Origin of the sequence: Kaistella palustris DSM 21579 (genome assembly GCF_000422265.1) — a bacterium.
GTDB classification, from domain to species: domain Bacteria; phylum Bacteroidota; class Bacteroidia; order Flavobacteriales; family Weeksellaceae; genus Kaistella; species Kaistella palustris.
This window is the reverse complement of the sequence record NZ_AULL01000012.1, coordinates 291,703-316,555: the sequence shown is the minus strand read 5'-3', so window position 1 is coordinate 316,555 and position 24,853 is coordinate 291,703. Positions and strand designations below refer to the sequence as shown.

At 37.2% G+C, this 24,853-nt stretch carries 20 protein-coding genes; 8 read left to right on the top strand and 12 right to left on the bottom strand.

Going from position 1 to position 24,853, the window contains the following annotated elements; translation table 11 throughout:
• Position 1: 1 nt before the first annotated feature.
• The 12 genes from H562_RS0102640 to H562_RS0102585 form a co-directional block, all read right to left on the bottom strand.
• On the bottom strand, positions 2 to 676 hold the full coding sequence (locus H562_RS0102640; protein ID WP_027376094.1) for a hypothetical protein: 675 nt from the start codon (positions 674 to 676) through the stop codon (positions 2 to 4).
• A 9-nt stretch (positions 677 to 685) separates the two neighbouring features.
• Positions 686 to 1,363 carry a hypothetical protein gene (locus H562_RS0102635; protein ID WP_027376093.1) on the bottom strand — a complete coding sequence of 226 codons (678 nt, stop codon included), beginning with the start codon at positions 1,361 to 1,363 and terminating at the stop codon, positions 686 to 688.
• 17 nt (positions 1,364 to 1,380) lie between these two features.
• Complete coding sequence (locus H562_RS0102630; protein WP_027376092.1) at positions 1,381 to 2,037, bottom strand: hypothetical protein; 657 nt, start codon at positions 2,035 to 2,037, stop codon at positions 1,381 to 1,383.
• Positions 2,024 to 5,089 carry a TraG family conjugative transposon ATPase gene (locus H562_RS0102625; protein WP_027376091.1) on the bottom strand — a complete coding sequence of 1,022 codons (3,066 nt, stop codon included), beginning with the start codon at positions 5,087 to 5,089 and terminating at the stop codon, positions 2,024 to 2,026. Before H562_RS0102625 ends, H562_RS0102630 begins: the two co-directional genes overlap by 14 nt.
• A gap of 16 nt (positions 5,090 to 5,105) precedes the next feature.
• Positions 5,106 to 5,333, bottom strand: coding sequence for a DUF3482 domain-containing protein (locus H562_RS0102620; protein WP_233701963.1), 228 nt, complete (start codon positions 5,331 to 5,333; stop codon positions 5,106 to 5,108).
• Positions 5,334 to 5,410: 77 nt separating this feature from the next.
• Positions 5,411 to 5,704 (bottom strand): DUF4134 domain-containing protein, encoded by a 294-nt coding sequence (locus tag H562_RS0102615; RefSeq protein ID WP_394330162.1) that lies wholly within the window; start codon positions 5,702 to 5,704, stop codon positions 5,411 to 5,413.
• 62 nt (positions 5,705 to 5,766) lie between these two features.
• The gene (locus H562_RS0102610; protein WP_027376088.1) at positions 5,767 to 6,306 is read right to left on the bottom strand and encodes a hypothetical protein; all 540 of its coding nucleotides are present in this window, start codon (positions 6,304 to 6,306) and stop codon (positions 5,767 to 5,769) included.
• Positions 6,307 to 6,346: 40 nt separating this feature from the next.
• Positions 6,347 to 6,997, bottom strand: a complete 651-nt coding sequence (locus tag H562_RS0102605) for a ParA family protein (RefSeq protein ID WP_027376087.1) — start codon at positions 6,995 to 6,997, stop codon at positions 6,347 to 6,349.
• Positions 6,998 to 7,008: 11 nt separating this feature from the next.
• The gene (locus tag H562_RS0102600; RefSeq protein WP_027376086.1) at positions 7,009 to 8,499 is read right to left on the bottom strand and encodes a relaxase/mobilization nuclease domain-containing protein; all 1,491 of its coding nucleotides are present in this window, start codon (positions 8,497 to 8,499) and stop codon (positions 7,009 to 7,011) included.
• Positions 8,496 to 8,849, bottom strand: coding sequence for a hypothetical protein (locus tag H562_RS0102595; protein ID WP_034690471.1), 354 nt, complete (start codon positions 8,847 to 8,849; stop codon positions 8,496 to 8,498). The genes H562_RS0102600 and H562_RS0102595 overlap by 4 nt, the downstream gene beginning before the upstream one ends.
• A gap of 246 nt (positions 8,850 to 9,095) precedes the next feature.
• A complete protein-coding gene (locus H562_RS0102590; protein ID WP_156831949.1) occupies positions 9,096 to 11,042 on the bottom strand; it encodes a T9SS type A sorting domain-containing protein in 1,947 nt (648 codons plus the stop codon).
• Between the two features lie 8 nt (positions 11,043 to 11,050).
• On the bottom strand, positions 11,051 to 12,583 hold the full coding sequence (locus H562_RS0102585; RefSeq protein ID WP_027376083.1) for a hypothetical protein: 1,533 nt from the start codon (positions 12,581 to 12,583) through the stop codon (positions 11,051 to 11,053).
• Positions 12,584 to 13,629: 1,046 nt separating this feature from the next.
• Between H562_RS0102585 and H562_RS0102580 the strand changes: the two genes are divergently transcribed.
• From H562_RS0102580 to H562_RS0102545, 8 genes are all read left to right on the top strand, one after another.
• The gene (locus H562_RS0102580) at positions 13,630 to 14,187 is read left to right on the top strand and encodes a restriction endonuclease subunit S (RefSeq protein WP_027376082.1); all 558 of its coding nucleotides are present in this window, start codon (positions 13,630 to 13,632) and stop codon (positions 14,185 to 14,187) included.
• A 6-nt stretch (positions 14,188 to 14,193) separates the two neighbouring features.
• The gene (locus tag H562_RS0102575) at positions 14,194 to 15,726 is read left to right on the top strand and encodes a type I restriction-modification system subunit M (RefSeq protein ID WP_027376081.1); all 1,533 of its coding nucleotides are present in this window, start codon (positions 14,194 to 14,196) and stop codon (positions 15,724 to 15,726) included.
• A gap of 2 nt (positions 15,727 to 15,728) precedes the next feature.
• Complete coding sequence (locus tag H562_RS0102570) at positions 15,729 to 16,943, top strand: restriction endonuclease subunit S (RefSeq protein WP_027376080.1); 1,215 nt, start codon at positions 15,729 to 15,731, stop codon at positions 16,941 to 16,943.
• A gap of 15 nt (positions 16,944 to 16,958) precedes the next feature.
• Positions 16,959 to 18,266: a nucleotide-binding domain-containing protein gene (locus tag H562_RS0102565; protein ID WP_027376079.1), complete on the top strand. Its 1,308-nt coding sequence runs from the start codon at positions 16,959 to 16,961 to the stop codon at positions 18,264 to 18,266.
• Positions 18,267 to 18,279: 13 nt separating this feature from the next.
• Entirely contained in the window at positions 18,280 to 18,837 is a 558-nt protein-coding gene (locus H562_RS0102560) for an SLATT domain-containing protein (RefSeq protein WP_027376078.1), read from the top strand.
• Positions 18,838 to 18,848: 11 nt separating this feature from the next.
• Entirely contained in the window at positions 18,849 to 20,519 is a 1,671-nt protein-coding gene (locus H562_RS0102555) for an RNA-binding domain-containing protein (protein WP_027376077.1), read from the top strand.
• Between the two features lie 148 nt (positions 20,520 to 20,667).
• Positions 20,668 to 23,892, top strand: coding sequence for a type I restriction endonuclease subunit R (locus H562_RS0102550; protein WP_027376076.1), 3,225 nt, complete (start codon positions 20,668 to 20,670; stop codon positions 23,890 to 23,892).
• Positions 23,892 to 24,602 (top strand): M48 family metallopeptidase, encoded by a 711-nt coding sequence (locus H562_RS0102545; protein ID WP_034690463.1) that lies wholly within the window; start codon positions 23,892 to 23,894, stop codon positions 24,600 to 24,602. Before H562_RS0102550 ends, H562_RS0102545 begins: the two co-directional genes overlap by 1 nt.
• The last annotated feature ends 251 nt before the right edge of the window (positions 24,603 to 24,853 follow it).

Sequence of the window (24,853 nt, the reverse complement as noted above, 5' to 3'; positions counted from 1 at the left end):
ATTACTTTACAGATAATATAAATTTGTACTTTTCGATAATTCCCTTTACGATCATTCTATCTAAATTGACATACGTATTGATGGTTGGGATTTGGTAGATGTATGGTATTTTTTTAGCGTTTTTCAACCTGATTTTTATGCATATCAAATACCCATTAATCATTTGCGCTTTAGTCGATAAATTTTGAATCAGTACTTGTCGGTCATAAGGATCCATTAAAAAATCATTTTCTTCATGTAGAATATCATTCGTTAGTTCTGATTGCATTTTCAAAAGTTCCTGTGCCGCACCGATGTAAAATCTATTCAGCAGAATGGCATATTCCGGATATTGTACAGTGAGAGACAAAACATCATTGGCATTGGCACCGATTTGAGCAAAGGTTTTGGACAAATAATACAATTGTTTTCCCTGCTTAATGGCGGAATTCACATTAGTAAGTTTATCATAGATGAAATTTTGAATAGCAATGATTTGTGCTAATTTTTGATTGATTTCATCATACGTTTTTTTCTGTTTTTCATAAGAGTTTAGATAAGATTCATTGCTCGCTAAACGAACCGCTTGATTTTTGGTAATTTGCATCAACAATTGATCGTTATACACAATAGTTTGAGCGCATAATTTGACATAAGAACAAAAAAAAGCAAGAGTAAACAGCAATATTTTTCTCATAAAACCGATTTAAAAATGACTGATAATTTGTTCTACAATCTGTTTGTCTTTATTGATATAATTTAGAATTACAAATTTTGTCCATTCTACTTTCCGTTTTATATCTCGAACTTTCATTAACATAAAAAGAGAATCTCTTCTTAGGTTTGTTACTTCTCCCAGTGCGTATTCCAACAATATTTTTCTTTCTGCTTTCTCCATTTGGTTGATAGCACCATAAGAAATCACGATACCTGAAAGTAATCTCACCACCATTTGCATATCATCTACAAACTTAATTTCGGCCGGCAAAACCACGAACAAAGAATAGGGAGCCGTTTCGATTTCCGTAATAATTTTCGATTGAATATCTTGTATTTTCTGGCTTTCTAAATAAATGGCATAACCTGTAGGAATGGCTTGCATGGCAAAATCTACCAGTCGTAATCGCTCCTGAATTTTGGTGGTGGTTTCTTTAAACTTTTCCCATTGTTTTTTGTTTACAACTTCCGTGGTCAGATTAATATCCTGCCTATTTTTCATCGTTTTCTGCCGATCATTCTCTTGCATCGTGTGGCGGATTTCTTGATTCATCATTGGAAAAGACACGTTTTCTTTTTGCCATGGCGGAGTTGTATTTCCACCCGAAGATGTTAAGACCACATAAACTGCAGGTAAAATAATGGAAAGGATCAATCTCTTTTTCATGCCTCACTTTTTTACGTTTAAAATCTGTTTTTGTAAGTCCATATGACATTTTCCACAATATTTCTGTCTGTATTGATGTAGCCCTGAAAAGGATTTATAGATTGAAACCAACCCAGTCTTATTGCTCGTTCAATATTCAATTTCGTGGCAAGCAACCAGATTTTAAGCATGATTACGTTTTGCGAAACTGAAAAAAGCAATTTGTACCGATCACCTGCTGTCGCAAGATTTAGTTCTCCAGGTTTTAACAGGTCTGTTACATCAGTGGTCAATTTTATAACTTGTTCATACGCTTTTTGAGTTGCTTTCACACCAAAAACTGAGTATTGTGGTTTGTCCTTTGTTAATTCTAAAATGTCGCTTGAATATTGTAAGCATCGGTCTAACTCATTATAAATACTCACAACTTGAACCCCATTTTTAAGCGTTCCGGAAACTTCATTTAGACCCTTCAATACTTTGTTTTGAATATTGTTTGCAACTGCCATTTGAGTACTGACCCAAGTTTGCGCTTGTTGTAATTTAGTCTGCTGCTCCAAAGTTTTTTCCTGCTGATTTTCCAAATTATCAGAATATAATTTAAGAGCGAGTGTGGTAGTCACATCGATGTACGTATTTTGGGCAAAGGCAAAACTCCCGACCATTAAGAATATTGAAACACTAAACTTTTTCATATTCACATTTTTTAGATTGAAGGAGTTCTTTGAAATTCATTTGGCTATCCAGTAGTTCTTGACCAATTATTTTCAAAATGCTTTGTTGATTGTTTTGTTCTTTTACATGATTGTAATAATCAAATACATCCTGATCCAATGGTTGTTGATAAAGATTCACCAAGCCAACCATGTTTTCCATCTTATCATCAAGATTCTTAAAATCCTTGACAAATAATTGAAGGGCTTCATCGTAATTTTGACAATGGTCTGCGTAATATTCAATGGCTATTTTTTCCGGCTTTTCTGTGGTATAGGTCAAATATTGTTCAAGTGAAACTTCATTTCCATAGACCTCTCCTTTAGATCCGCGCTTTATATAAAACTCTTTGAATCGACTGCGTCCGAATTTGTTGTTCAGATTATTAATGGTGAAAATCTTATTCTGTTCCACTTTATTAAGGGAAAGAAGAGAAGCGATTTTGTCAAAATTATCTTTGAATTTCGTCTGATCTAATAATATAAAAGTGTCAGAATTATTGATGATAGAATCTTTAACGACCGTATTTCCTATAATATCATCTAACTCTTGAGTAACCACCACGGCTTCACCCCAGAATTTTCGCACCGTTTTGTACAGGTAAAGGATATATCCACCCATTAATTTAGATGCGATTGCTTTCCAGGCCTCTTCGATTATTAAAGCTTTCCTTCTGTCTTTCCTCAAGCGCATTTTCTGGATGAAAGTATCCATGATGATGAGCGTTACGATGGGAAATAATTTGGGATTGTCTTTTACATTATCGATTTCGAATACGATAAAAGGTTCATCAAACAAAGTATTATCAGCATTTTCATTCAATGTTGTTCCATATCTTCCTCCTTTATAAAAATCTTTTAAAACAAATAAAAACGTGCGAAGTTTAAATTCACTTTCATCAATTTTATGTTTTTTATTATTCAAATAAATCGGTAAAAATTGATCGCAGTAATCATAGAAACTATTGAAAGACAATTCCGAAACAGAAAGTTTTTCTTCTAATTCGATGATTCTTTTTATTAATGCATTTCTAATTGCAAAATCCCATTCATCACTATTTTCAGGGCGTTTGATAATGGATTTTGTCTTGGTGATAATGAGTTGTGTTTCGTCATAAATTTTTCTTCTCTTCTCATCATTTAAAGTTTCATAGGCTTCAAATACTTTATAAAATTTAGAAACATCATAATCCGGATTATTCACGTTTTTATCGGGATGGAATAATTGAATTAACCTCCTTCCCTTATCTCTAATATCCGTTGAAGAAGCATCAAATGCAAGTTCTAAAACATCATAATAATTTTCCTTTTCTTTGATTTCGTTCTCGTATTCCGCATAGATATCTTCCTCATGAATGTTATATTTTCGCAGATACTGAAATAATTCTTCCGAGGTTTTGGTCTCAAACCAATCACTTCCACCATTGAAAAACTGATGGTAATAAGCCATCAACACATTATCTAATATTGATTTTTGAGTAGAACTCATCGATGCATCTGCTCCCTGCCAAATGAGAAAAATTAGATTGCTCAAAAATTCTATTTTTTCGATATTGAATTCATTCTTATCCATCAGAAATGGATTCATCGTGATAGGCTTTTCTTCAGTATATTGAATATATCGCCCGCCTTTATAGGCACAAAGTCCAGAATATGAATCGCCTGTATCTACAATGATCACGTCATAATTGTAGGTGAGATATTGCTCCACAATATTATTCATCAAAAAAGATTTACCCGAACCGGACGGACCAAGTACAAACTTATTTCTGTTATTTATCCTGCCGGTTTTCATGGGTAAATCTGAAGGATCAATCTTTAATGGAACTCCTTGTCGATCGGTAAATCGCAGGTAGAAATTGGAATCTTCATTCACGGGGTAACTTTCTTTAAAAAAAAAACAAAGCGCCGCTTCGCTTGTCGTTGTAAAAAGATCGTATGATTTTAATTCCACCGCATTGCCTGGAATACAACATCTAAATAGTTCCAACTGATTGTATGAATTTTGCGAAACAATAATCCCTTTCATAAACAGTTTGTTCTCAATCAGAGACTGGGTTTCTTCCATTTTTTCCAGCGAATCTGTGGAATAGGATATTGAAAAATGAGCATCGACTATCAGTTGACCGTCCATTGCAATATTGTGTAAGAGTTCCTCTATTTCCTCCGCTACAATGGCATTAGATGGTGAATTATTTGCTACCCCTTCGTGTTTTTTCTTCTTTTTTTCTAGTTCCCGTTGCTTGGGTGCTTGCTGAGGAATGGAAATAATTTGATTATAAATAATGGTATTATAGTCTTCCAACTCATTGATAAAAGAAAAATTATCCACCGCAGTTTCTGATGCGGAGCCATTTCCACCTAAATAGGAATAGGTCTCAATTTCAGAAGGCAACTCAATTTTTTCTACATCTACAAAACTGATTGTTTTTACGAATTGTTTACCAATAATCAGATGCTCACTCGTGGCTTTGATATTATTAAATGAAGGTGTTTTCGCAAAGTTCACCGTAAGAACACCGTTGATGTAGTACTCTAAATCCTTTTCTTTCAGAAACTGCGGGGCGCATTCATTCTGAGAAAGCAACATGAATATCTTAAGACATTTGTCTCTAAGCACTTTATAAGATTTTGCAGAATATTTATAGGTATTCTTCTTTGAGTTTTGATCTACAATGTCTGTGAACAATAAAAGCGTGTCAATTGTTTTAAAAAGTCTTCCATCAAAATGTTCTGAATATTTTTCTTGCAGAAATTCGTTTGATCTTTCTGCCACATATTCTTTTTTGCTGAAAATATCAATCTTTTGTACGATATGATTTTCACCGATGATTGCAACAACTTGGTTCAAAATGGTATGAAATTGAAGATAGGCATCCGGATCCGCAGAATATTGTTCCACATTATTTTTAATCTGGATTCCAATAATTGGATTACCAAACTGCCCAATAAGTGCATCAAAATTCCAATTATTGTCTTTTCCATAATCGTAACCGATAAACGGAATTTCAAATGTCTTTTTCTTTAAATTCATATGTAGATTTTTGAAATTAGAGCTTAGTTTTTAGTGTTCTATACTTGATATTTTTGAGGTTGGATGGAATGATATGAAGCTCTTTTTCGTTCTTTGTTTTATTGTACAGCCCTTTAGAATCCTGTGTTTTGTAACTGAGAAAAACTCCGGTTCCACCAATTGCGGCTCCGATGAGCATTCCGAAAATCCCAAATAGTGAGGAAAGAATTGCGACGGTGAGGAGTCCGCCAATCGCTGAACCCATTGCATAGTAGATGTATTTATCTTTCAGTCCGAAAAATATAAGGGGTTTTTTAAGCCCCTTATAAAGAAAATACCCCACTAGAATATTGCTGCAATAAAAGTCGGAACTAACAGTAGGAAAATACAGGCACCGCCCCAACCAACAATCTCTTTGTTGATGTCCTGGTCTCCATTCGTCCATTTGTTATAAATCCGGATTCCACCAACCGTTCCTACAATAGCACCGATTGCGTAAATCAGTAATCCAAGATCATTCATATAACCTGAAATTGTAGTTGCAGCGGCGCCCAATGCAGCACTTCCACCAGATTGCGCAAGCGCCGTACTCAAGGAAAAGAGTACTGCAAAAGCAGTTAAACTTCTTTTCATCATTTTGTGTTTTTTTAAATTTTGAATCATCTTCTTTAAAATATTTAAGGTTTAAATTGTAATTTTTAAAATCCTGCTGCCTGATAGACTTTATGGCCGTTCGTATTCGAAATCATTTGCACGGTCGTTTCTGCATCATTCAACATTTGGAACCATCTATCGTTGTTGATTTTGCGAAGATTCTGATTCGCTTCGCTCTCAGCTTCATCTCGGAGATTCGCCTCATTTCTTTCGGCCCCAATTACTTCATCCAAATTATTATCATCTCCAACAAATTCTAGAGTCCCAGAATCAAATGAATCTATATTTTGTTCCGATTCAAATCTTTGTCGCCAAACTTCTATATCTTCTCTTTCTTCCGAAATTTCAGTGTCAACTGGAAACTCTTTTTTGTTAAATGATTTCGGCGTATTCAGATTTTCTACATCTTCTATTCCGACGGTTGTTACTGCATCTCTATTTTGCTCTTCAAATTCTACCAGCGAAAAGACATTAATTTCCTCGGTAACTAAAGTAGATTCCTTTTTCACGAATAGATCGTACACGATATTTCCGATATAGTAAAGGAAGTAAAGCACGAGAAGAATGATTAGAAATTTTGTCATATTCAATAGTTTTTCAAAAGATTGGTAGTGAATTATGGGATTAAATATTGGTATCCAGGGTTTCATTGATACAGGTGATTATTTCATTAAATGAATTTCTAACCGCGTACTTCTGTTCATAGTTCAGTTGCCTGGTATTAATTGTTTGCAGACAATTTCTTTTAAACACTGGACTTTTTAGTAGTGTTCCGTATTTTTGTATTTCAGCGTCCATTCCTTCCTGATTTAGATATTTATAGCCTTTGTCATATTTCGAGCGAATGAAAACCCGCTCTGCCTGACTTTCCAGCATTCCTAAAAAATTCACAAATACCAATGTGGACTTTGCAGACACATCTGAATACTCAAATGGAATGATGATAAAATCGCTGTAAATCAATAAATCACTGTACTTTGCATCAAGCGTACCGGCCAGATCAAAAAGATTGATGTCATCATTATCTTTCAAATCCAAGATCGTTTCGTAGTCTGAAAAAGGTTGCTCTACTTCGTCTCCTATAATTTCAACATCATATAATTTGGGCAGATCCAATAATTCATCCTCTTTCCATTTCTGGTAAAATGACTTTTGATAATCAAAATCGAAAACATTTATTTTCCTTTTTGAGATGGTGGAAATGTAATTCGCAAAAGTGATTGCAAGTGTAGTTTTCCCCGTACCTCCTTTTTGAGTTGCAAAAGTGATTATCATGCGTATTTTTATTATTTCCGTTTTCTTCTTTTCCTTTTGAGTTCGTTTTCTCCGGGATCTTTTGGTGTTCCTGAAGTTTTCATGACTTCAAAAAGCATTTCATCTACAGCTTTCATTACTTCACTTCTGGAATGTTTTTCATGTTGTGATTTTTCACTATTGCCTATTTCTGAATTTAATATTCTCTGATATTCCTTCTCTCCAATCAAACTCTGCACTTCAACAACAAAACGGTATTTTATGCTAATAGCATAGGTTTTTCCACTCCCACCTCTTATAATTGAAACATTGTCATCATCACTATTTTTGTCTGCTTTATTTTTTAAATGATTTCTAACTTCGCTTTGGATTCCTCTATAGGTTTCAAGATCTTTCTTCGCTCTGTTTTCAAAAAGCATACACTCTTGCAGGTTCGCTTCCGGATTATTTTTATTTAAAAAGCCCAACAGAATCAATTTTGATTCTCTATCTGGAATAGTAAAATCCTTCAAATGCTCGAAAAGGCGTTTGTCAACTTTCTCCTTGGTAAACCCAAACAGTTCACTCATTTTTAATACCTCACTACCTTTATAGACTCTATGTGATTTATGATCGATCAACGAATATCCAAATGGTTGGTCATTATCTTTGTGATGAAACACGATGTCTATCCCAAATAATTGCCTCAGTTTCTGCTGCAGTTCACTTTCAAATTCCAACCTTATTTTAAGTTCATTTTCGCCAAACTTATTTTTTGTTGCAGGAAATACTGATTCTTGTTTTCTCTTGTCTTCAACCCTAAACACTTTGTTGGAATGAAGATCTTTGTACTTTATTAAGATTGCTTTTATCTGATTCTTCCTGCTGTCATTTTGATTCTTCGCAAAATTTATTCTCTCAATATTTATTGTCCTATGGGTCACTCCGTTCTTTAGGATATCAAAAGCATTTTCATCCAGTTTGTTTTTAATCATTTTGAAACCATTTCTTTCAAGTAAAGTTTCCAGTTGCTTGAAAGTGCGGACTTTATAATTCAATAATTTATCAAGTTCCTCATCGGGTTTAAGATGGTATAGTTGTTCAAGGGTTCTACTTAATGCTTCTTGCGATTTCAGTTTTTCAAAACTATCGTGGATCTTTTTTCCGGTAGTCTTATCTACTCTTGTCGATACGATGTGGACATGGTTATTATCTGTGTCATTGTGAAAAACTACGGTAAAAGGCTGTTTCCCGTATCCCATTTCACTCATGAAGTTTTCTGCGATTTCGGCAAGTTGTTCTTTGGAATGTTCCTGAAACTTTGTGGAAATCATGGCATGAAATTGAGGTTTGATTATCTTTTTGTTTCCTATTGAAATGGCCCTTAAATAATCTCTTACTTGTTCTTTACCACTCGATTCATTAATGAAAGAAGGAAAGTTTTTCATCGACATCAATTCCCCTTTTCCATTGGTAATTTTTTTATCGTTGTAATTCACCCCTGGGAAACTTGAACCTGCCGCCGGCATAATTTTTACGATCATTTCGCAAGCATAGAATAAATCTTTTCAAATATTTCATTCTGCCTTATCTTTAGAAGTATCAGCTGACGAAGCGTTTCCGAAAAGTTCTTAAGCTCCGGTTCGGAGATATTCTTTTGTCCGTTCACCATTTTCGCTACTTGATTAATATTAGTTTCTATTTTCACAAATAGATAATCTTGTTTTTCGATGAACGCCAGTACTTCTCTCCTTTCGTTATCTAACAGTTTTCCCTCTACCGAGTTGACGATAAAACTGGTTAGTGTGATCTGCCTTTCTGAACAGAAATTTATCCAAACCTGTTTCCTCTCCTTATCTATCCGAAATTTTATTGTTTCTGATTTTTCTACCATACTTTTTATGAAGACCGACATAAACAATCATAAACACAGATAACGCTAACAGGAATGGGATAAATTGGTCAATAGAAACCGTGGGGTTCCCACCGCCGAAATCCGGTGGTGCGCCCGGTCCGTCACCTCCGACAGACTGTTTTTGTTCCATATAAACATTGTCTTTGAATTGCGCATTAAGAATACCATTGCATACTATTAAGGCAACCAGACACAATCTCATCAATTTATTTTTCAAAAAAATTATCATCTGTTTAATATTATTTTAGAAATTACAGTTTCACCTTTGTTTGAAATGATTTGAACCGTGTACATGGATTTTATACTATTGTTCAGTTCAATAACAAATGGGGTTGATGGCTCAATATTATTAGTCTCTGTAACGAGACGTCCGCTCATATCAAAAACAGTAACTTGAGCGCTCTGCCATTCCGGATCGAATAAGACCACATAGCTCTTTATACTCGGGTTGTATGTTACGACCGTTCGATTCGCTTTAATCGATGTAGAGGACGAAAGTGTTTTGGGAGTGCCATAATAAAGACCATATGTTTGGGCAATGAGGGGAACGGTGTCGCCTTGTTTAATTTCTATTTTTTCACCGCCGTCAATCTCATAAAAGAATTTTTTGTTTGTCGATAAATTTCCTTCTGCAACTAATTGGGCATTTTCACGGATTTCGAATTTCAAATATTTACCGCCATAAACGGCCATTGAAACTTTTTTCCCTTCGAAATCTCCTTCATTCGCTTCATTGATGTAGAGCCTGTATTTCGTGGCGAAATTTTCATCTATACCTCCGGTCTGAGTATTTTCTTCGTAAGAACTTATTAGACCTGAATTGCTGGCCTGGGCCTGAACTGAGTATTCACTTGGGTTTTCATTGTTCCCAGTTTTAAAATGAGGAGCTAGGGCATAGTAAGTTTCACCAATCTGATTGTAATTATCATCTAATAACAAGACGCCTAACTGCTTTACCGAAGTGCCATTTATCAGGTTTGCGTTTACATGATAATTAATGTTTTCCTGTCGGGGAATATTTGAAAATCTTCGAAGATTATCAAAATTCAAAATGGCTGGAGTACTATTGCGTAATTTTATTTTAAAAGTACCAAGAGGCTTTATCACCAATGCATTGATATTACCCACAGGACGGTTGTTGATATCGAAGGTCACGATTTGATTAGCGGCGTAGTTTGAAGTTGTTCCTGAGGCGGTACTGAAATGGACATTAGTTGGATTGACGGCAATTCCCCAAATGTTATCAATATTATTATTGTCGCCAACTACTGCGCCCAGCAGCGTCTCATTTATTCCTATTAAAGACAGATCCAGGTTCGTGAGAAAGGGATTAGAAAATTGATAGATAAACTTGCCGTAAGTCTGTTGCCACGAATTTTCTATTTCGAAAATATCACTGACATACGTGTTATATTTTTCTCTGTATAAATTTGTTCCGGTTCCATTAGAGCCAAACTGAACTGTTTGGGGACTTAATAGTAAAGTCAGATGGTCTGCGTAAGGAATTCCGTTTATAACACTTACATTTTCTGGGATCAGACCACCTCCCGTTCCGAGTGCGTAATAAGAAGCCCGGTCTTCAAATTTTGTTTTATCCGTGAGCTCAACGGTGATCCCTGGAGTCTCTGCAGAATTGATCGGAGTAGCCGGGATGATCGACCCATCAAATTGAATTAAGCTGTTATTCCATTTAAGAATTTCCGTTTTGGTCCATCTTTGATTAGTGAAAACAGTATTAATTTCAGATTGTAATGTCCCAAATTCCTTATCAAAAAACGGCACACCAATTTGCTGATAATCCCCATGTTTATTACTCGCAAACTCTTTACTCACTACCAAACTAATTTGGTTTTGTTCTAAACCTGTAATAAATAATTGACCGTATTTAGAAGTTTGCCAATTAGCTGGATCTGTTAACCGCAAGAAAAAATTTTCGTTAGTGGCATTAATTGCCCTCACAACGTCATTTTCGGTTTTTCCTTCAATTAGCATCTTTGAAAAAACTTCTACCCTACCATTTCCTTTCGTCTGCATTCCACCCCTGTTATAAAAAAGAGCATCATTGACAATCGTGAGCATACTCTCCTCTGCAATGTGGGTTGTTACGTCCTGCGCATAGATCGATAAAGTAGAAGCCAACACAAATAATAACACAGTACTTTTTTTCATCATTCTTGTCTTTAGTCCGTTGTCGGCATCCACTGCATTACACCATCTACCGACTTTAAAACGAATGTTCCTTTCAATGGTAACGCCGGAATTTTATTTTGACTGGCGACATAATTTTCCACCCATATTTTCGGTACGAGCTGATTATTCTCGCTGATTGAAACAGAAGGATCCACCGTCGCTTTGCCCGGTAGTGAAACACCTCGATAAGTGATGTAAAGCCCTTGAATCTCACCCGTTGCTTTATCTTTCAGAAATACTCCCGGAATAACGTCACCATCATTCTGTATAGCAAAACCTGCGATTCTATCGGCAGTTTCACTATAAAGGCCATACGTGCCAGGATACCCTACTGTATCCCCTCCTGCAATTTGGATTTGACCGGTGATCGGGTTTCCCGGCTGAGTTCCGGTGGTGGTGAGTACTGTACTAAAATCTTTTGAGCCAACTTCTCCATCGGTAGGATTATAAACTAACATTTTAGTGTAGTCTGTAGTAGCAGCGCTAATTCTTGTCGGGTTAATTTGAAATCGTCCATTTACTTTCAGCCATCTATCAACAAAATCACCTGATATCAGTGCGTTTGCCAAGCTACTTTGATCGAGATCACTAAAAATACCTTCATTAGTCACTGAATTTGAATCAGCGGCCTGCAGAGAATTATTTGAATGAATAATTAGTTTGTTGTTGAGATTGGCTTCGCCAAAACCTGCACCGGTTCCGATAAATACATTATTATTTCCGAGGTTTGAAACAGGCGCTGTTCCACTTGATGATCCTGCACTGTTTCCGATAAGGACATTGTATTTTCCCAGATTTCGAAATTGCCCTGCTTTGTAGCCGAAAATAGAATTAAAACTTCCCGCACGGTCATGAAAAGCAGCAGCCATTCCAAATATCGAATTTTTATGACCGGTCGTATTATTAGCTCCGGCTTCATCACCAAAAAAACTGTTAGCATTACCTGTCGTTATTTTTTGTCCAGCCATGGATCCAACAGCGGTAGAATACATTGAGGTTGTAATTTGCTCAAGTGCACCGTAACCGAAACCAAGATTATAAAAACCGGTATGATTTGGATTCATATTTCCGAAATACATTGAGTATGTTTCCTCACTCATACCTAACGCACCATCTCGCAAAGGAGAATTGGTGCTCCCAATAAATGTAATGTATTTCGGAGTGTAGTTTCCACTTTCAACAACTTCTTGGAGAGTTCCATTTTGAAACGATTTCCAGATCGCCCCATCAAAATAGTAGTACCCGATCTTTCTTACAGCTGCTGTTTTAATTGTGGTGTCTTCAGAAGATAACGGCTCGTTAATATACACTATGGTCCCTGTCTGCTCACTGTTATATAGATGATCCTTGCTCTTTAATTGAAAGCCGGTTAATCTCGGCGGAATGATTCCGTCGGCCTGTGAGATGTCTTGTGTATTGACAGTTACATCCAAGGTAGCTTTTGGTGCGGTGGTGTTAATCCCAACTTGAGAGAAAGCTAAAGCGTGGAAAATAAATAATAAAATAATAAAGCTCTTTTTCATGATTGTTGTTGTTAAAACAGTTACAAAAATGAAATTTTATTATCAGTATTATAGCATAATTCTGCCGTCGAACATTATTCAGTAATGTACTGGCATATAAACTATGGTATGCGTAAATTTTCTGGCTTAAATTGGATCACATTGGATGATTGCACAGATCTGTCGTTGCATGAATTGCATAACCCAAATAAAAAACGATTCCCGAAGTTTTTTCCCCTTTTGCAAAAAGGCAAGATCCGTCTCTGTGTCCCAACTTGAAAAGTTGTGGGTACAAAGACACATCTTGCTATTCAAAACCGAGTTATTTTTAAGAGGTCTGAAAAACAATTCCGCGTATTGTTAAATAATTGATCTGTATTAAGTTAGAAAAGATTGCTTCTAAAAAAAAAAGAAATTGGATTGTGTTATTTTACGCAGGTTAATTGCAAACCTATATTTTATTTACGCAGGTGCTGGTGCTATTTTACGCAGGTATGGGAAATGACTTGTAATTATTTTGGGCAGGTTGCTGTATCTTTTTTACGCAGGTGTTTATAAAAACTTGCTCTTATTTTACACAGGTTTCATAAATTTAATCTAGTCCTTCTTTACTAAGATGCATATGAATTATGATAAATTGGTATAAAGCTCCATGATCATCTTAATATTCCTGCACGAGAGTACCGGTTTTCGCCGCTTAGAAATCAAACTACTCGAATACATTCATTAATAGACATCATTAAAAGATATTCGTGAGCCGCGAACTCCTGAACACAAAACAATCTCAATAAAGTTATAGTTGCCGCTCAGGTATAAACATTTCAGATGTTTCCGTTACAAAGTTCGAGGAGGCACTTACAAAACACAATTTCAGTAAAGTTGCTAAAAATAACTCTTACGTTTACAACGAAATCAGTAAGGATAATAATATTTATTCCATAGTTAAATAAACCAACAAATCATAAATTTGATGATTTTGAAAACGTCTACTAAATAAAATATGTTGTTTATTCATTTTATTTGCTTTACTTTGCATTTAAAGTAGATCATCTACAAAACTATTGGGCATGAAAGTTAAGCTTAAAGAAATATCGGATATCCAGTTCGGAACGTTTGAACGTTCTAATAAAGAAGGTGCTGTGCCATATCTTCAGGCAAAAAATTTTACCGACGATGGCGTGATCTTACAAAACATCGACACTTTTATTCCAGAAAACATTAAGAACTCAAGAAATATCCTTGAGCTTGGTGATATATTATTTGCTGGTAAGGGAAACCGTTTCTTTTCTGCCGCATATGATAGCAGCTGGGGCAGGGCAATGGCTTCCTCGGTATTTTATGTCATTAAAGTAAAGACAGACAAGATTCTTCCCCAATACCTCTCTGCAATCCTGAATTTACCTCAGAATATTTCGTATTTTCAGCAGGCTGCAACAGGCAGTAGCATCCTCTCTTTAAGAAAAAAGGAACTTGAAGATTTTGAATTGGAAATACCTTCTTTAGAATTTCAGCAAAAAATCATCGAATTCCGAAGGCTCCATGATTTGGAAATGTCTTTATCCGAACAAATCAGAGAACAAAAAAGAATATTATATCATTCCGCAATTACAAAAATTTTAAAATAACCATTCATGACTCAGAATAAAATTACACAGAAAGAAATCAACAATATCGTTTGGAAAGCTTGCGACTCCCTTCGCCCGGTGATGGGAAGTGGTTCTTACAAAGATTATATCCTTACATTGCTCTTCGTTAAATACCTATCCGACATGTGGAAGGATAAAGAGGAACAGTATCGTCTGAAATATCCCGACAATGAGGAAATGGTAAAAAGACAGATGCAGCGTGAACGGTTCCTTCTTCCTGACATCAGCAAGTTTGAGTATCTCTACGAAAATAGAGCGGAATCCAACGTGGGTGAAATCATAGATATGGGATTAGCGGCGCTTGAAGATGCTAATCGTTCCAAACTGGCCATGGTCTTCCGTAGCATTTCCTTCAATTCAGAAACTGTATTCGGACCTACTAAACAGCGCAACGCAATATTAAAAAACCTCCTGGTCGATTTCTCAAAACTCGACTTAAAGCCTTCACACCTGGAAGGCAATGATGTCATCGGAGACAGTTATGAATTCCTGATCTCGCTATTTGCCGGGGAAGCGGGTAAAAAAGCGGGAGAATTCTACACGCCGGGCGAAGTAAGTACACTCTTGGCTAAACTCGTCAATCCACAACCTGGTAACAGAATTTGCGATCCTACGAGCGGATCCGGTTCACTGTTGATCAAAGTAGCCAAAGAAATTCCTGGCAAGAACTACTCCCTCTACGGACAGGAAAACAATGGCAGTACCTGGGCTTTATGTTTAATGAATATGTTCCTTCACGAACAGGACAGTGCCACCATCAAATGGGGTGACACCATCAACAATCCATTGTTGATCGAAAACGACAGTCTAATGAAGTTTAACATCGTAGTGGCCAATCCCCCTTTCTCTTTGGACAAATGGGGTGCTGAAAATGCTTCAGCCGATAAGTTCGGCCGCTTCCACAGAGGCGTACCTCCAAAAAGCAAAGGCGATTATGCCTTCATCAGCCACATGATCGAAACGGCAAACGAAACGGATGGTCGCGTTGGAGTCATCGTTCCTCATGGCGTATTGTTTCGCGGCAGCAGCGAAGGCAAAATCAGAAAAGAACTTATTGAAGAAAATCTGCTGGATGCGGTAATTGGTTTACCTGCCAACTTATTTTTTGGGACCGGCATTCCTGCTGCAATATTAATCTTCGATAAAGCACGTGGGGCAAACAAAGATGTGCTGTTTATTGATGCGAGCAAAGATTTCGGTTCGGCAAAAAATCAGAACGTATTACGGGGACAGGACATCGAACGCATCGTTTCAACCTTTAAAGCATATAAAGCTACTCCTCCATTAACCGGCGAACAGGGCGAAGTGCTCGCAGACAAATACGCCTATAGAGCAACCGTTGCCGACCTTGCGGAAAACGATTACAACCTGAACATCCCCAGGTACGTAGACACTTTTGAAGAAGAAGCGGAAGTGGATATAAAAGAAGTGCACCAGAATTTGGTCGGTCTGAAAAAACAGCTAAGTGAAGTGGAAGCACAGATGGAAAAATATTTAACGAATTTAAATTTATTGTAGTTATGGAAATCAAAAATCGCTACAAACAAACTTCCATAGGATTTATTCCAAATGATTGGGAGGTGAGGAAATTATCTTCATTAGGTGTCTTTTTCAAAGGAAAAGGGGTTCCAAAAGATAAGCTTACACATGAAGGTTTTAAATGTATTACATACGGTGACTTATATACAAAGTACAATTATGTTATTAAGAATGTACAGTCTTTCATTGGCTTTGAAACAGCAGCGATTAGTCAAGAAATAAAATACGGAGATATTTGTTTTGCTGGTTCCGGTGAAACACTGGAAGACATAGGGAAATGTGCTGCTTTTATCGATGGTAAAACGGGTTATGCAGGTGGAGATATCATTGTTTATCGTACTGAACAAAACCCAATAGCGTTTTCTTACCTATTGAATTCTGATATTGTTCACAGGCAAAAATTTAGATTGGGACAGGGTCATTCTATCGTGCATATTTATTCCTCACAATTAGAAAAAATAAAAATTCCGCTTCCCCCACTTCCCGAGCAACAAAAAATCGCAGAAATCCTATCCACCTGGGACACCGCCATCGAAACCTGCCAAAAAACCATAGAAAACCTTAAAAATAGAAACAAAGGTCTTGCGCAACAGTTGCTTTCAGGAAAAAAAAGAATTCAAGGCTTTAACCAAGAATGGAAGGAGCATAAATTGGGCGATTTTATAGAGGAGCATAATGAGAAGCCAAAAGCAACATGTGATTATATAATATTTACATCTTCAAATAAAGGTTTAATACCACAAACGGATTATTATTCTGGGGGTCGCATGACGCAACGCTTAGATGTAGACTACAATGTTATTCCACCAAATCACATTACATATCGTTCTAGAAGCGATGATGGGTTGTTTACTTTTAATTTAAATACCAGTTCTTCACAAGGCTTAATAAGTGGATACTATCCAGTTTTCAAGATTAAAAATGGACAAAATCTTTTTTTTATAAAATATCTCAATTTTTACAAGAAAAAACTTACCAAATATAGCAACGGGACTTCCCAGCTGGTTTTATCGATTAAAGCTTTAAAAGGTGCTAGATTCTCACTTCCAGAAAATGAAGAACAGATTAAAATAATTGAAGTATTACAAATGGGGGAAGATGAATTAATTATGTTTCAATCTAAGCTTAAAGATCTTCAAAAACAAAAAAAAGGTCTAATGCAGCAGTTGTTGACCGGTAAAGTAAGGACTATTTAAAAAAACAAAACACAAATGAATACATCAGAAAAATTTCAAGAATTTCTTTCGAATATTAAGATTCCCGATGATAAAGCAACCACAATTTCCGGCAGATATGAGCGAATAACAAAAAGATTAAATGAAGAATTTAGAAATACCGATTCAAAAACTGCTAACAGTTTGCAGGTAGGTTCCTATGGCAGATGGTCAGGTATTAAAGGGATCTCCGATTTGGATATGCTGTATATTATGCCGGTCTCTAAATGGAGCACTTACAATAAAAAAGGTGGGCAGTCACAATTATTAAAAGACACCAAAGAAGCATTAATCAAAACTTATCCTGCTTCTGACGTGAAGGTGGACAGATGTGTAGTAACTGTAAATTTTTCAGATAATTCTCATATTGATGTACAGCCTGTTTTCGAAGAAGAAAATCAAGATTACACTTACCCGGACACCTATGGTGACGGTTCATGGAAAACAACAAAGCCGCGGAAAGAAATGGATGCAATGGTGGAATCTACAGACACAGTCAATAAAAATTTGAGAAGATTGTCCAAAATGGCCCGTTCATGGAAAAGCAAACACGGTGTTGTATTGAAGGGTTTACTGCTTGATACCCTTGCTTACAATTTTCTCAAATCCACAGAATATTACGACGATAAAAGTTATTGGTATTATGACGAAATGTCAAGAGACTTTTTTAAATTTCTTTACGATCAGCCAAAAGACCAAGCGGAATATGCCGCATTAGGAAGCCGCCAAAGAGTAAAAGTTTTAAAATCCTTTAAGAAAAAGGCAAAGAAAGCGTATGATTTGGCTTGCGAAGCCATTGCAGCAGAAACAGAAAAGAAAGAACATGGTAAATGGCGGGATATCTATGGAAAAGATTTCCCTGCTTATGTAGAGGAAATAAATGAGGCAAAAGCCATCAATTTACATTTTGATAATACGGAAGAATTTATCGAAAATAGTTATGTAGTAGATATCCGATACGATTTGGAAATAGATTGCGAAGTGAAGCAAAATGGTTTTAGAGAAGGACTTTTAAAAGAATACCTACGAAAGAAATATCCGTTAGTGATAGGGAGATCATTACGATTTTTTATATCCAGCAATACGGTTCCTTATCCTTATGAAGTAAAATGGAAAGTTACCAATCGTGGTACTGAAGCCATAAAGAAGAATGCTATTAGAGGCCAGATTGTTAGCGATGGAGGAAATGAATCACGTGTAGAAACAACGAGTTTCAAAGGTGGTCATTTTGTCGAATGTTACATTATTAAAGATAATTTAGTCGTTGCTCGTGACGTTATTGATGTACCAATTTTAGAATCATAAAACACATAAACAAATGACTGAAAATAAACAATTTTTAGAGGCGCAGATTAGAGAAATCTATGGTCGCGTAATATACACTCATAAGACACATGAAAAATGTGCGGATGTTTTAAAAACAAGATATGACTGGTTTAAATACAGTGAAATAATTTTATCAGTTGTAACCACTACCAGCATTTTGGTTGTGCTTTTTGGCGATGGCAAAAGTGCTCAATTGGTCGCTGCAATTTGCTCCACCGTTTTGTTAGGTTTAACGTTATACAGTAAAGATTTTAATTTGCTGGCAATTGCAGAAAGGCATAAAGCAGCAGCTTTAGATATTCTTGAGATCAGGGAAAAACTCTTGTCTTTGCTTGTAGATATTAGAATCGGTGAAGAAAGTATTATGCAGCTTCAGGAACGCCGTGATATTCTTAATACGGATTTGGTGAATACCTATCGTGGTGCACCAAAAACAATAAATCAGGCTTATGATATTGCTTCAAAAGCGCTTAAAGAAAATGAAGAATTTACATTTACCGATGCAGAAATCGACAAGTTTCTTCCATTAAGTCTAAGACGAACCCAGTAATTATTTAAAATATGACACCGGAACAATTACAGGATACCTTAAACAACCTGCTCAGCCTCTCAGCCGAAAACGAAATCGTAGAATTCAAAGAAGCTAAAAACAATTTCGATTCTACAAAGTTGGGGCGCTACTTTTCTGCCCTTTCCAACGAAGCCAACCTTCATGGCAAGACCTGTGCCTGGCTGGTATTCGGCGTGGAAGATAAAAAACACAACATCGTGGGGTCTAACTTTCGCCCGGTAAGAAAAGATCTCGACAGTCTCAAAGGCGAAATCGCAAAGAAAACCACCAATGGCATTTCTTTTATAGAAATCCATGAACTGCATACTCCCGACGGAAGAGTGGTCATGTTCCAAATTCCCGCAGCACCCAAAGGGATTCCCGTAGCGTTTGACGGACATTACTACGCAAGAGATGGTGAAGAACTGGCACCGCTCAATATCGAAAAAATAGAGCGAATTCGTTCACAGGCAACCACCGAAGACTGGAGTGCCACAATTGTTCCTGAAGCTTCCCTTGAGGATCTGGATGAAGATGCCATTGCTTTAGCTAGAAAAAACTATAAAAATAAATTCCCGGAAAAAGCAGAGGAAGTTGACGGCTGGGATAATATCACTTTCCTGAACAAAGCCAAAGTCACCACCAAGGGAAAAATCACCAGAACCGCCCTCATTCTTTTGGGCAAAGACGAATCCGAACACTTTCTTAATCCCGCTGACGTAAAGATCCGTTGGAAATTGATGGATAATGAAGGAACCGATATCGACTATGAGATTTTCGGAATTCCGATGATTTTATCCGTGGAGAAAGTATTTTCCAAAATAAGGAACATCAAGTACCGCTATATGCAGGAAGGAACTATTTTTCCGGCGGAAGTTTCCAAATACGAACCCTTCTCCATTCGGGAAGCCATTAACAACTGTATTGCACATCAGGACTATACAAAAAGTGCCCGAATAAATGTCATTGAAATGGATGATCAGCTGATTTTCACCAATCAGGGATCTTTCATTCCCGGATCGGTGGAAAAAGTAGTTATTGAAGATGCGCCTGAAGAATTTTACCGCAACAGGTTCCTCGCAACAGCAATGTTCAACCTGAAAATGGTCGATACGGCCGGTGGTGGAATTAAGAAGATTTTCAATTTTCAGCGTGCCCGCTACTTCCCGTTGCCCGATTATGACTTGTCTGGAGATAAAGTAAAAGTCGCTATTTCCGGAAAAATTCTCGATATGGATTATGCCCGCTTATTGGCAAACCATAAAGAACTTACCCTGGAAGAAATCATGATGCTCGACAAAGTCCAGAAGAAAATTCCTTTAACAGCTTTTGAAGAAAAACACCTGAAAAGCAAAAAACTGATCGAAGGACGCAAACCCAACTTTTTTATCGGTTTAAAAGTAGCGGAGAAAACTGGCCAGAAAGCGGAGTATTCAAAAAATAAAGGCTTTGATAAACCCTATTATTTGGATTTTATTTTAAAGGCAATTTCCGAGCATAAGAGTTTGGACAGAAAGGATATCGATGATTTGTTGTGGAAGAAACTTCCTGATTGGATGGATGATAGACAAAGAAAAATCAAAATCAACAACCTGCTTTCAGAATTAAGAAAAAATCAAAAAATTCAAAATACCGGAACTTTTAAGTACCCGGTGTGGGTTCTAATAAAGGCAGATAAATAAAAATATTTATTAGAAGAATTATTAGTAAAATTATTAGAACCAACAACCGGAATTCCCCTTTTACAGCGTGGTTGCGCATTTAATTATTCGAATAGCACTCATCAGTAAATAGTAAAAATTATTAGAACAAAGTAAAGAAAAACATAAGATGTCTACACCCTCCTTTTTAGAAGATCATATCAGCCAGATCCCTGCTTTGCAGTTACTGATGAAAATGGGCTATACTTATCTTACGCCGGAAGAAGCCATGCAGCTTCGGGGCGAAAGACAGAGCACCGTTCTTCTAGAACCGGTCCTCCGGGAACAGCTTAAAAAAATAAATTCAATTGAATACAAAGAGAAATCATTTGAATTCTCCGACAGCAATATTGCTCAGGCACTCACTGAGCTTCGGGATTTGCCTGTGCAGGACGGCTATGTTAGCGCTAACGAAGCATTTTACGACCTCATTACTTTGGGTAAAAGTTTTGAGCAAACCGTCTTGGGAGACAAAAAATCCTTCTCTTTCAAATATATCGACTGGAACAATCCACATAAAAACTGCTTCCACGTAACGGAAGAATACGCGGTGGCCAGAACCAATCGTAATGATACCTACCGGCCCGACATCGTAATTTTCATCAATGGCATCCCGATGATCGTCATCGAATGTAAAACCAATGCCATAAAAAATCCACTCGACGAAGCAGTTTCACAGCACATGCGCAACCAGCAGGAAGATGGCGTGCGTGGTCTTTATCTCTATTCCAATGTATTGTTGTCACTCGCGGTCAATGAGGCCAGTTATGCGACAACGGCAACTTCTAAAAAATTCTGGAGCGTTTGGAAAGAAGTGTTCAGAACAAAAGAAGAAGGCCAGCATTATGCTGATACATTGAAGATGCTGAAAAATAATCCGCTTCCCGATAATGAAAGATCTCAGATTTTCAGGCAGCGGTACTTCAGCGTTCTGCAGCATTTCAATGAGCTCGAAAAAGAGGAAGTCTTAGTGACAGAACAAGACAAACTCCTGTTCAGCATCGCCCAGAAAGAACGTTTGCTGGATCTCATCTACAACTACATTTTATATGATGATGGCGTAAAGAAAATAGCCCGCTATCAACAGTATTTTGCTATTAAAGAAACACTGAAAAAAATCGCGGTAAAAGATGCGAAAGGCAGAAGAACCGGTGGCGTAATATGGCATACCCAGGGGAGCGGGAAATCCCTTACCATGGTTATGCTGGCACAGCTGATTGCGGCGGATAAAACCATTAAAAACCCAAAAATTGTTTTGGTAACAGACCGTATTGATTTGGATGACCAGATTACAAAAACATTCAAGAAATGTGAAGTGCCTGTTGTAAACGCGATCACCGGTAAACATTTGGTAGAATTACTCAAGGATCCTTCAGATGAAGTCATTACCACCATCATCAATAAATTTGAAGCCGCAGTAAATCAAGAAAAAGACGGCTTCTCCTCACCGGATATTTTTGTGTTGGTAGACGAAGGACACCGCAGTCAGTACGGTACATTCAATGTAAAAATGAGGAAAGCATTTCCAAACGCCTGCTTTGTTGCTTTTACAGGAACACCGTTGATGAAAAAGGAAAAGAGTACTGCCGGTAAATTCGGCGGTCTGATTGACGTTTATTCCATTACAGATGCTGTGGCAGACAAAGCTGTAGTGCCTCTGCTTTACGAAGGCCGCCACAACTTAATTGAAGTCAATGCCAATCCACTGGATACCTTCTTTGATAAAGTCTCAGAACCCCTGACCAAATACGGAAAAGCCAAACTAAAAAGAAAGTACAGTACCACCAACCAACTCAATCAGGCCGATCAGGTCATCTATGCGCGCGCCTGGGATATTACAGAACATTTCGTCACCAACTTCCAGGATACTGGATTCAAAGGAATGCTGGTGACCCCAAGTAAAACCACTGCAATACGCTACCGCGAGTACTTACGGGAAATCGGAAAAGTTTCGGCGGAAGTGGTCGTATCTCCACCTGATACCAGGGAAAATAATGTTGATGCCTTCGAAGAAAACGAAGATCTTGTAAAGAAGTTTTATAAATCCATGATGGATAAATATGGAACACCAAAAAAATATGAGGAAGCACTCATCAATTCCTTCAAAAAACAGGACAAACCTGAAATCCTCATTGTGGTCGATAAATTACTCACAGGCTTTGATGCTCCCGTTGCCCAGGTACTTTATCTTACGAGAAGTCTGAAAGAACACACCTTGTTACAGGCCATTGCCAGAGTAAATAGAAATGCGGAAGGAAAAGATTACGGCTATATCATCGATTACTATGGAAACCTAGAAAATCTTGACAGTGCCCTGAACACCTATAGTGGCCTGTCGGACTTTGACGAAGAAGAATTAGTCGGAACCCTCATTAACATCAACAAAGAAATCGAAAAACTGCCTCAGACCCATTCGGAGGTTTGGGATATTTTTAAAACCGTTAAAAACAGATACGACGCCGAAGCGTATTCCGAACTCTTGAATGATGAAAGCATCAGACATAGGTTTTATGAAAAACTGTCCCTCTTTATCCGGCTGTTCAAATTGGCTATGTCCTCTGTAGAATTTAATGACCTTAAAAATGAAAAACTGATCGACCGGTATAAAAAAGATGCGAAATTCTTTTTGAAACTCCGTGTAGATGTACAGCGCAGGTATTTTGATGAAATAGATTACAGGGAATATGAAGCCCAGGTGCAGAAACTCATCGACAAACATATTACAACGGAAGGCGAAGTATTGAAGATCACCCAGTTGGTAAACATATTCGATAAAGAGCAGCGGGAAAACGAAGTGGAAAAGATTCAGGGAAAAGCGGCAAAAGCAGATCACATTGCATCCAGAACCATCAAGGCGATTAATGTTAAAATGAATGAAGATTCATTCTACTATACCAAATTGTCAGCGCTCATCAGAGAAACCATCGAAGAGTACAGACAAAAACGCATTGACGAAGCAGAATACCTTGCAAAAGTTCAGGATCTGGAAAAAGTTTTCTTTTCCGGAAAGCAGGCGAACCTTCCAAAGGCTTTGGAAGGAAAACCTAATGCCGTTGCCTATTTTAACATCCTGGACAATCTTGCCAAAGATATATTGGTAAGCCTTCCGGAATATAAAGACACGGAAGCCCAGCTTGCCATAGAACTGGAAGAGCAGATCCGGGAAGTAATATATGAAGATGATGCCTTAATAGTAGATTGGCAGACCAATGTTGAAATTGAGAATGCCTTGCGAATCAAATTGGATGATTATCTGTTTGAGGCGCAGCAGAAATATGAGATCGCGATGCCTTTTGAAACAATTGACAAGATCATTGAAGAAGTCCTTAAAATCGCTAAAGTGCGTTACAGTTAATGAATACTGCTGAAAACATAATACATTACGGTACCCGGGAGATTAAATATAAGTTGGTCTTTGCCGAAAGAAAAACTTTGGGAATTAAAGTTTTTCCCGATTTATCCGTGAAAGTAACTGCACCTTTGGAATCAAAGATTCCCGATATTGAAGAAAAACTGAAACTCAAATCAAAATGGATCTTAAAGCAGCAGGATCAGTTCGAAAGTTACAGACCCGTAACCACCGAACGCAAATATCTGAATGGCGAAACCCATTTATACCTCGGCCGGCAGTATCTATTGCAGGTGGAAAAGGCCGAAAGTCCTTCAGTCAAATTATACCGTGGGAAAATGATCGTTTACACAAAAGATTCAAATCCTAAAGCGGTCGAACTAATAATGAAAAATTGGTACAGACAGAAAGCCAACCTGATATTTGATCAGGTACTTACAGAAAAATTAAACCTCTTTGCCCAGTACAATATAACCAAACCCGTCATTGTAATAAAATGGATGGAGAAAAGATGGGGCAGCTGCACCCGAAGCGGAAAAATCACCATCAACACGGAATTGGTAAAAGCACCAAAAGCCTGTATCGAATACGTTATGGTTCATGAACTTTGTCATTTAATCATTCGCAACCACACTAAAGATTTTTACGACCTCCAGGCAACAATTTTTCCAGACTGGCAGAAATGGAAACGTAAATTGGAAAAAACACTGGCGTGATGTGAAACACCAAAGGAATACTTAGGTAATGCAATCCTATAAATTAAAAATTAATGATATTATAGTTTTTGTAAAACATTGGAATCCTTGCTTAATGACCAAACTTTGTTTCAACTATTGTTGTAAAATCTCTAATAAACTATGCTAAAAATAACAATATACTATTTACACCAAAAAGTCCCCGTGCTGAAGCGTAACCTTTCCACAGCTGGCGCTCATGCGGGCAGAGCGTCCTCATTTTTGGTCGCTGA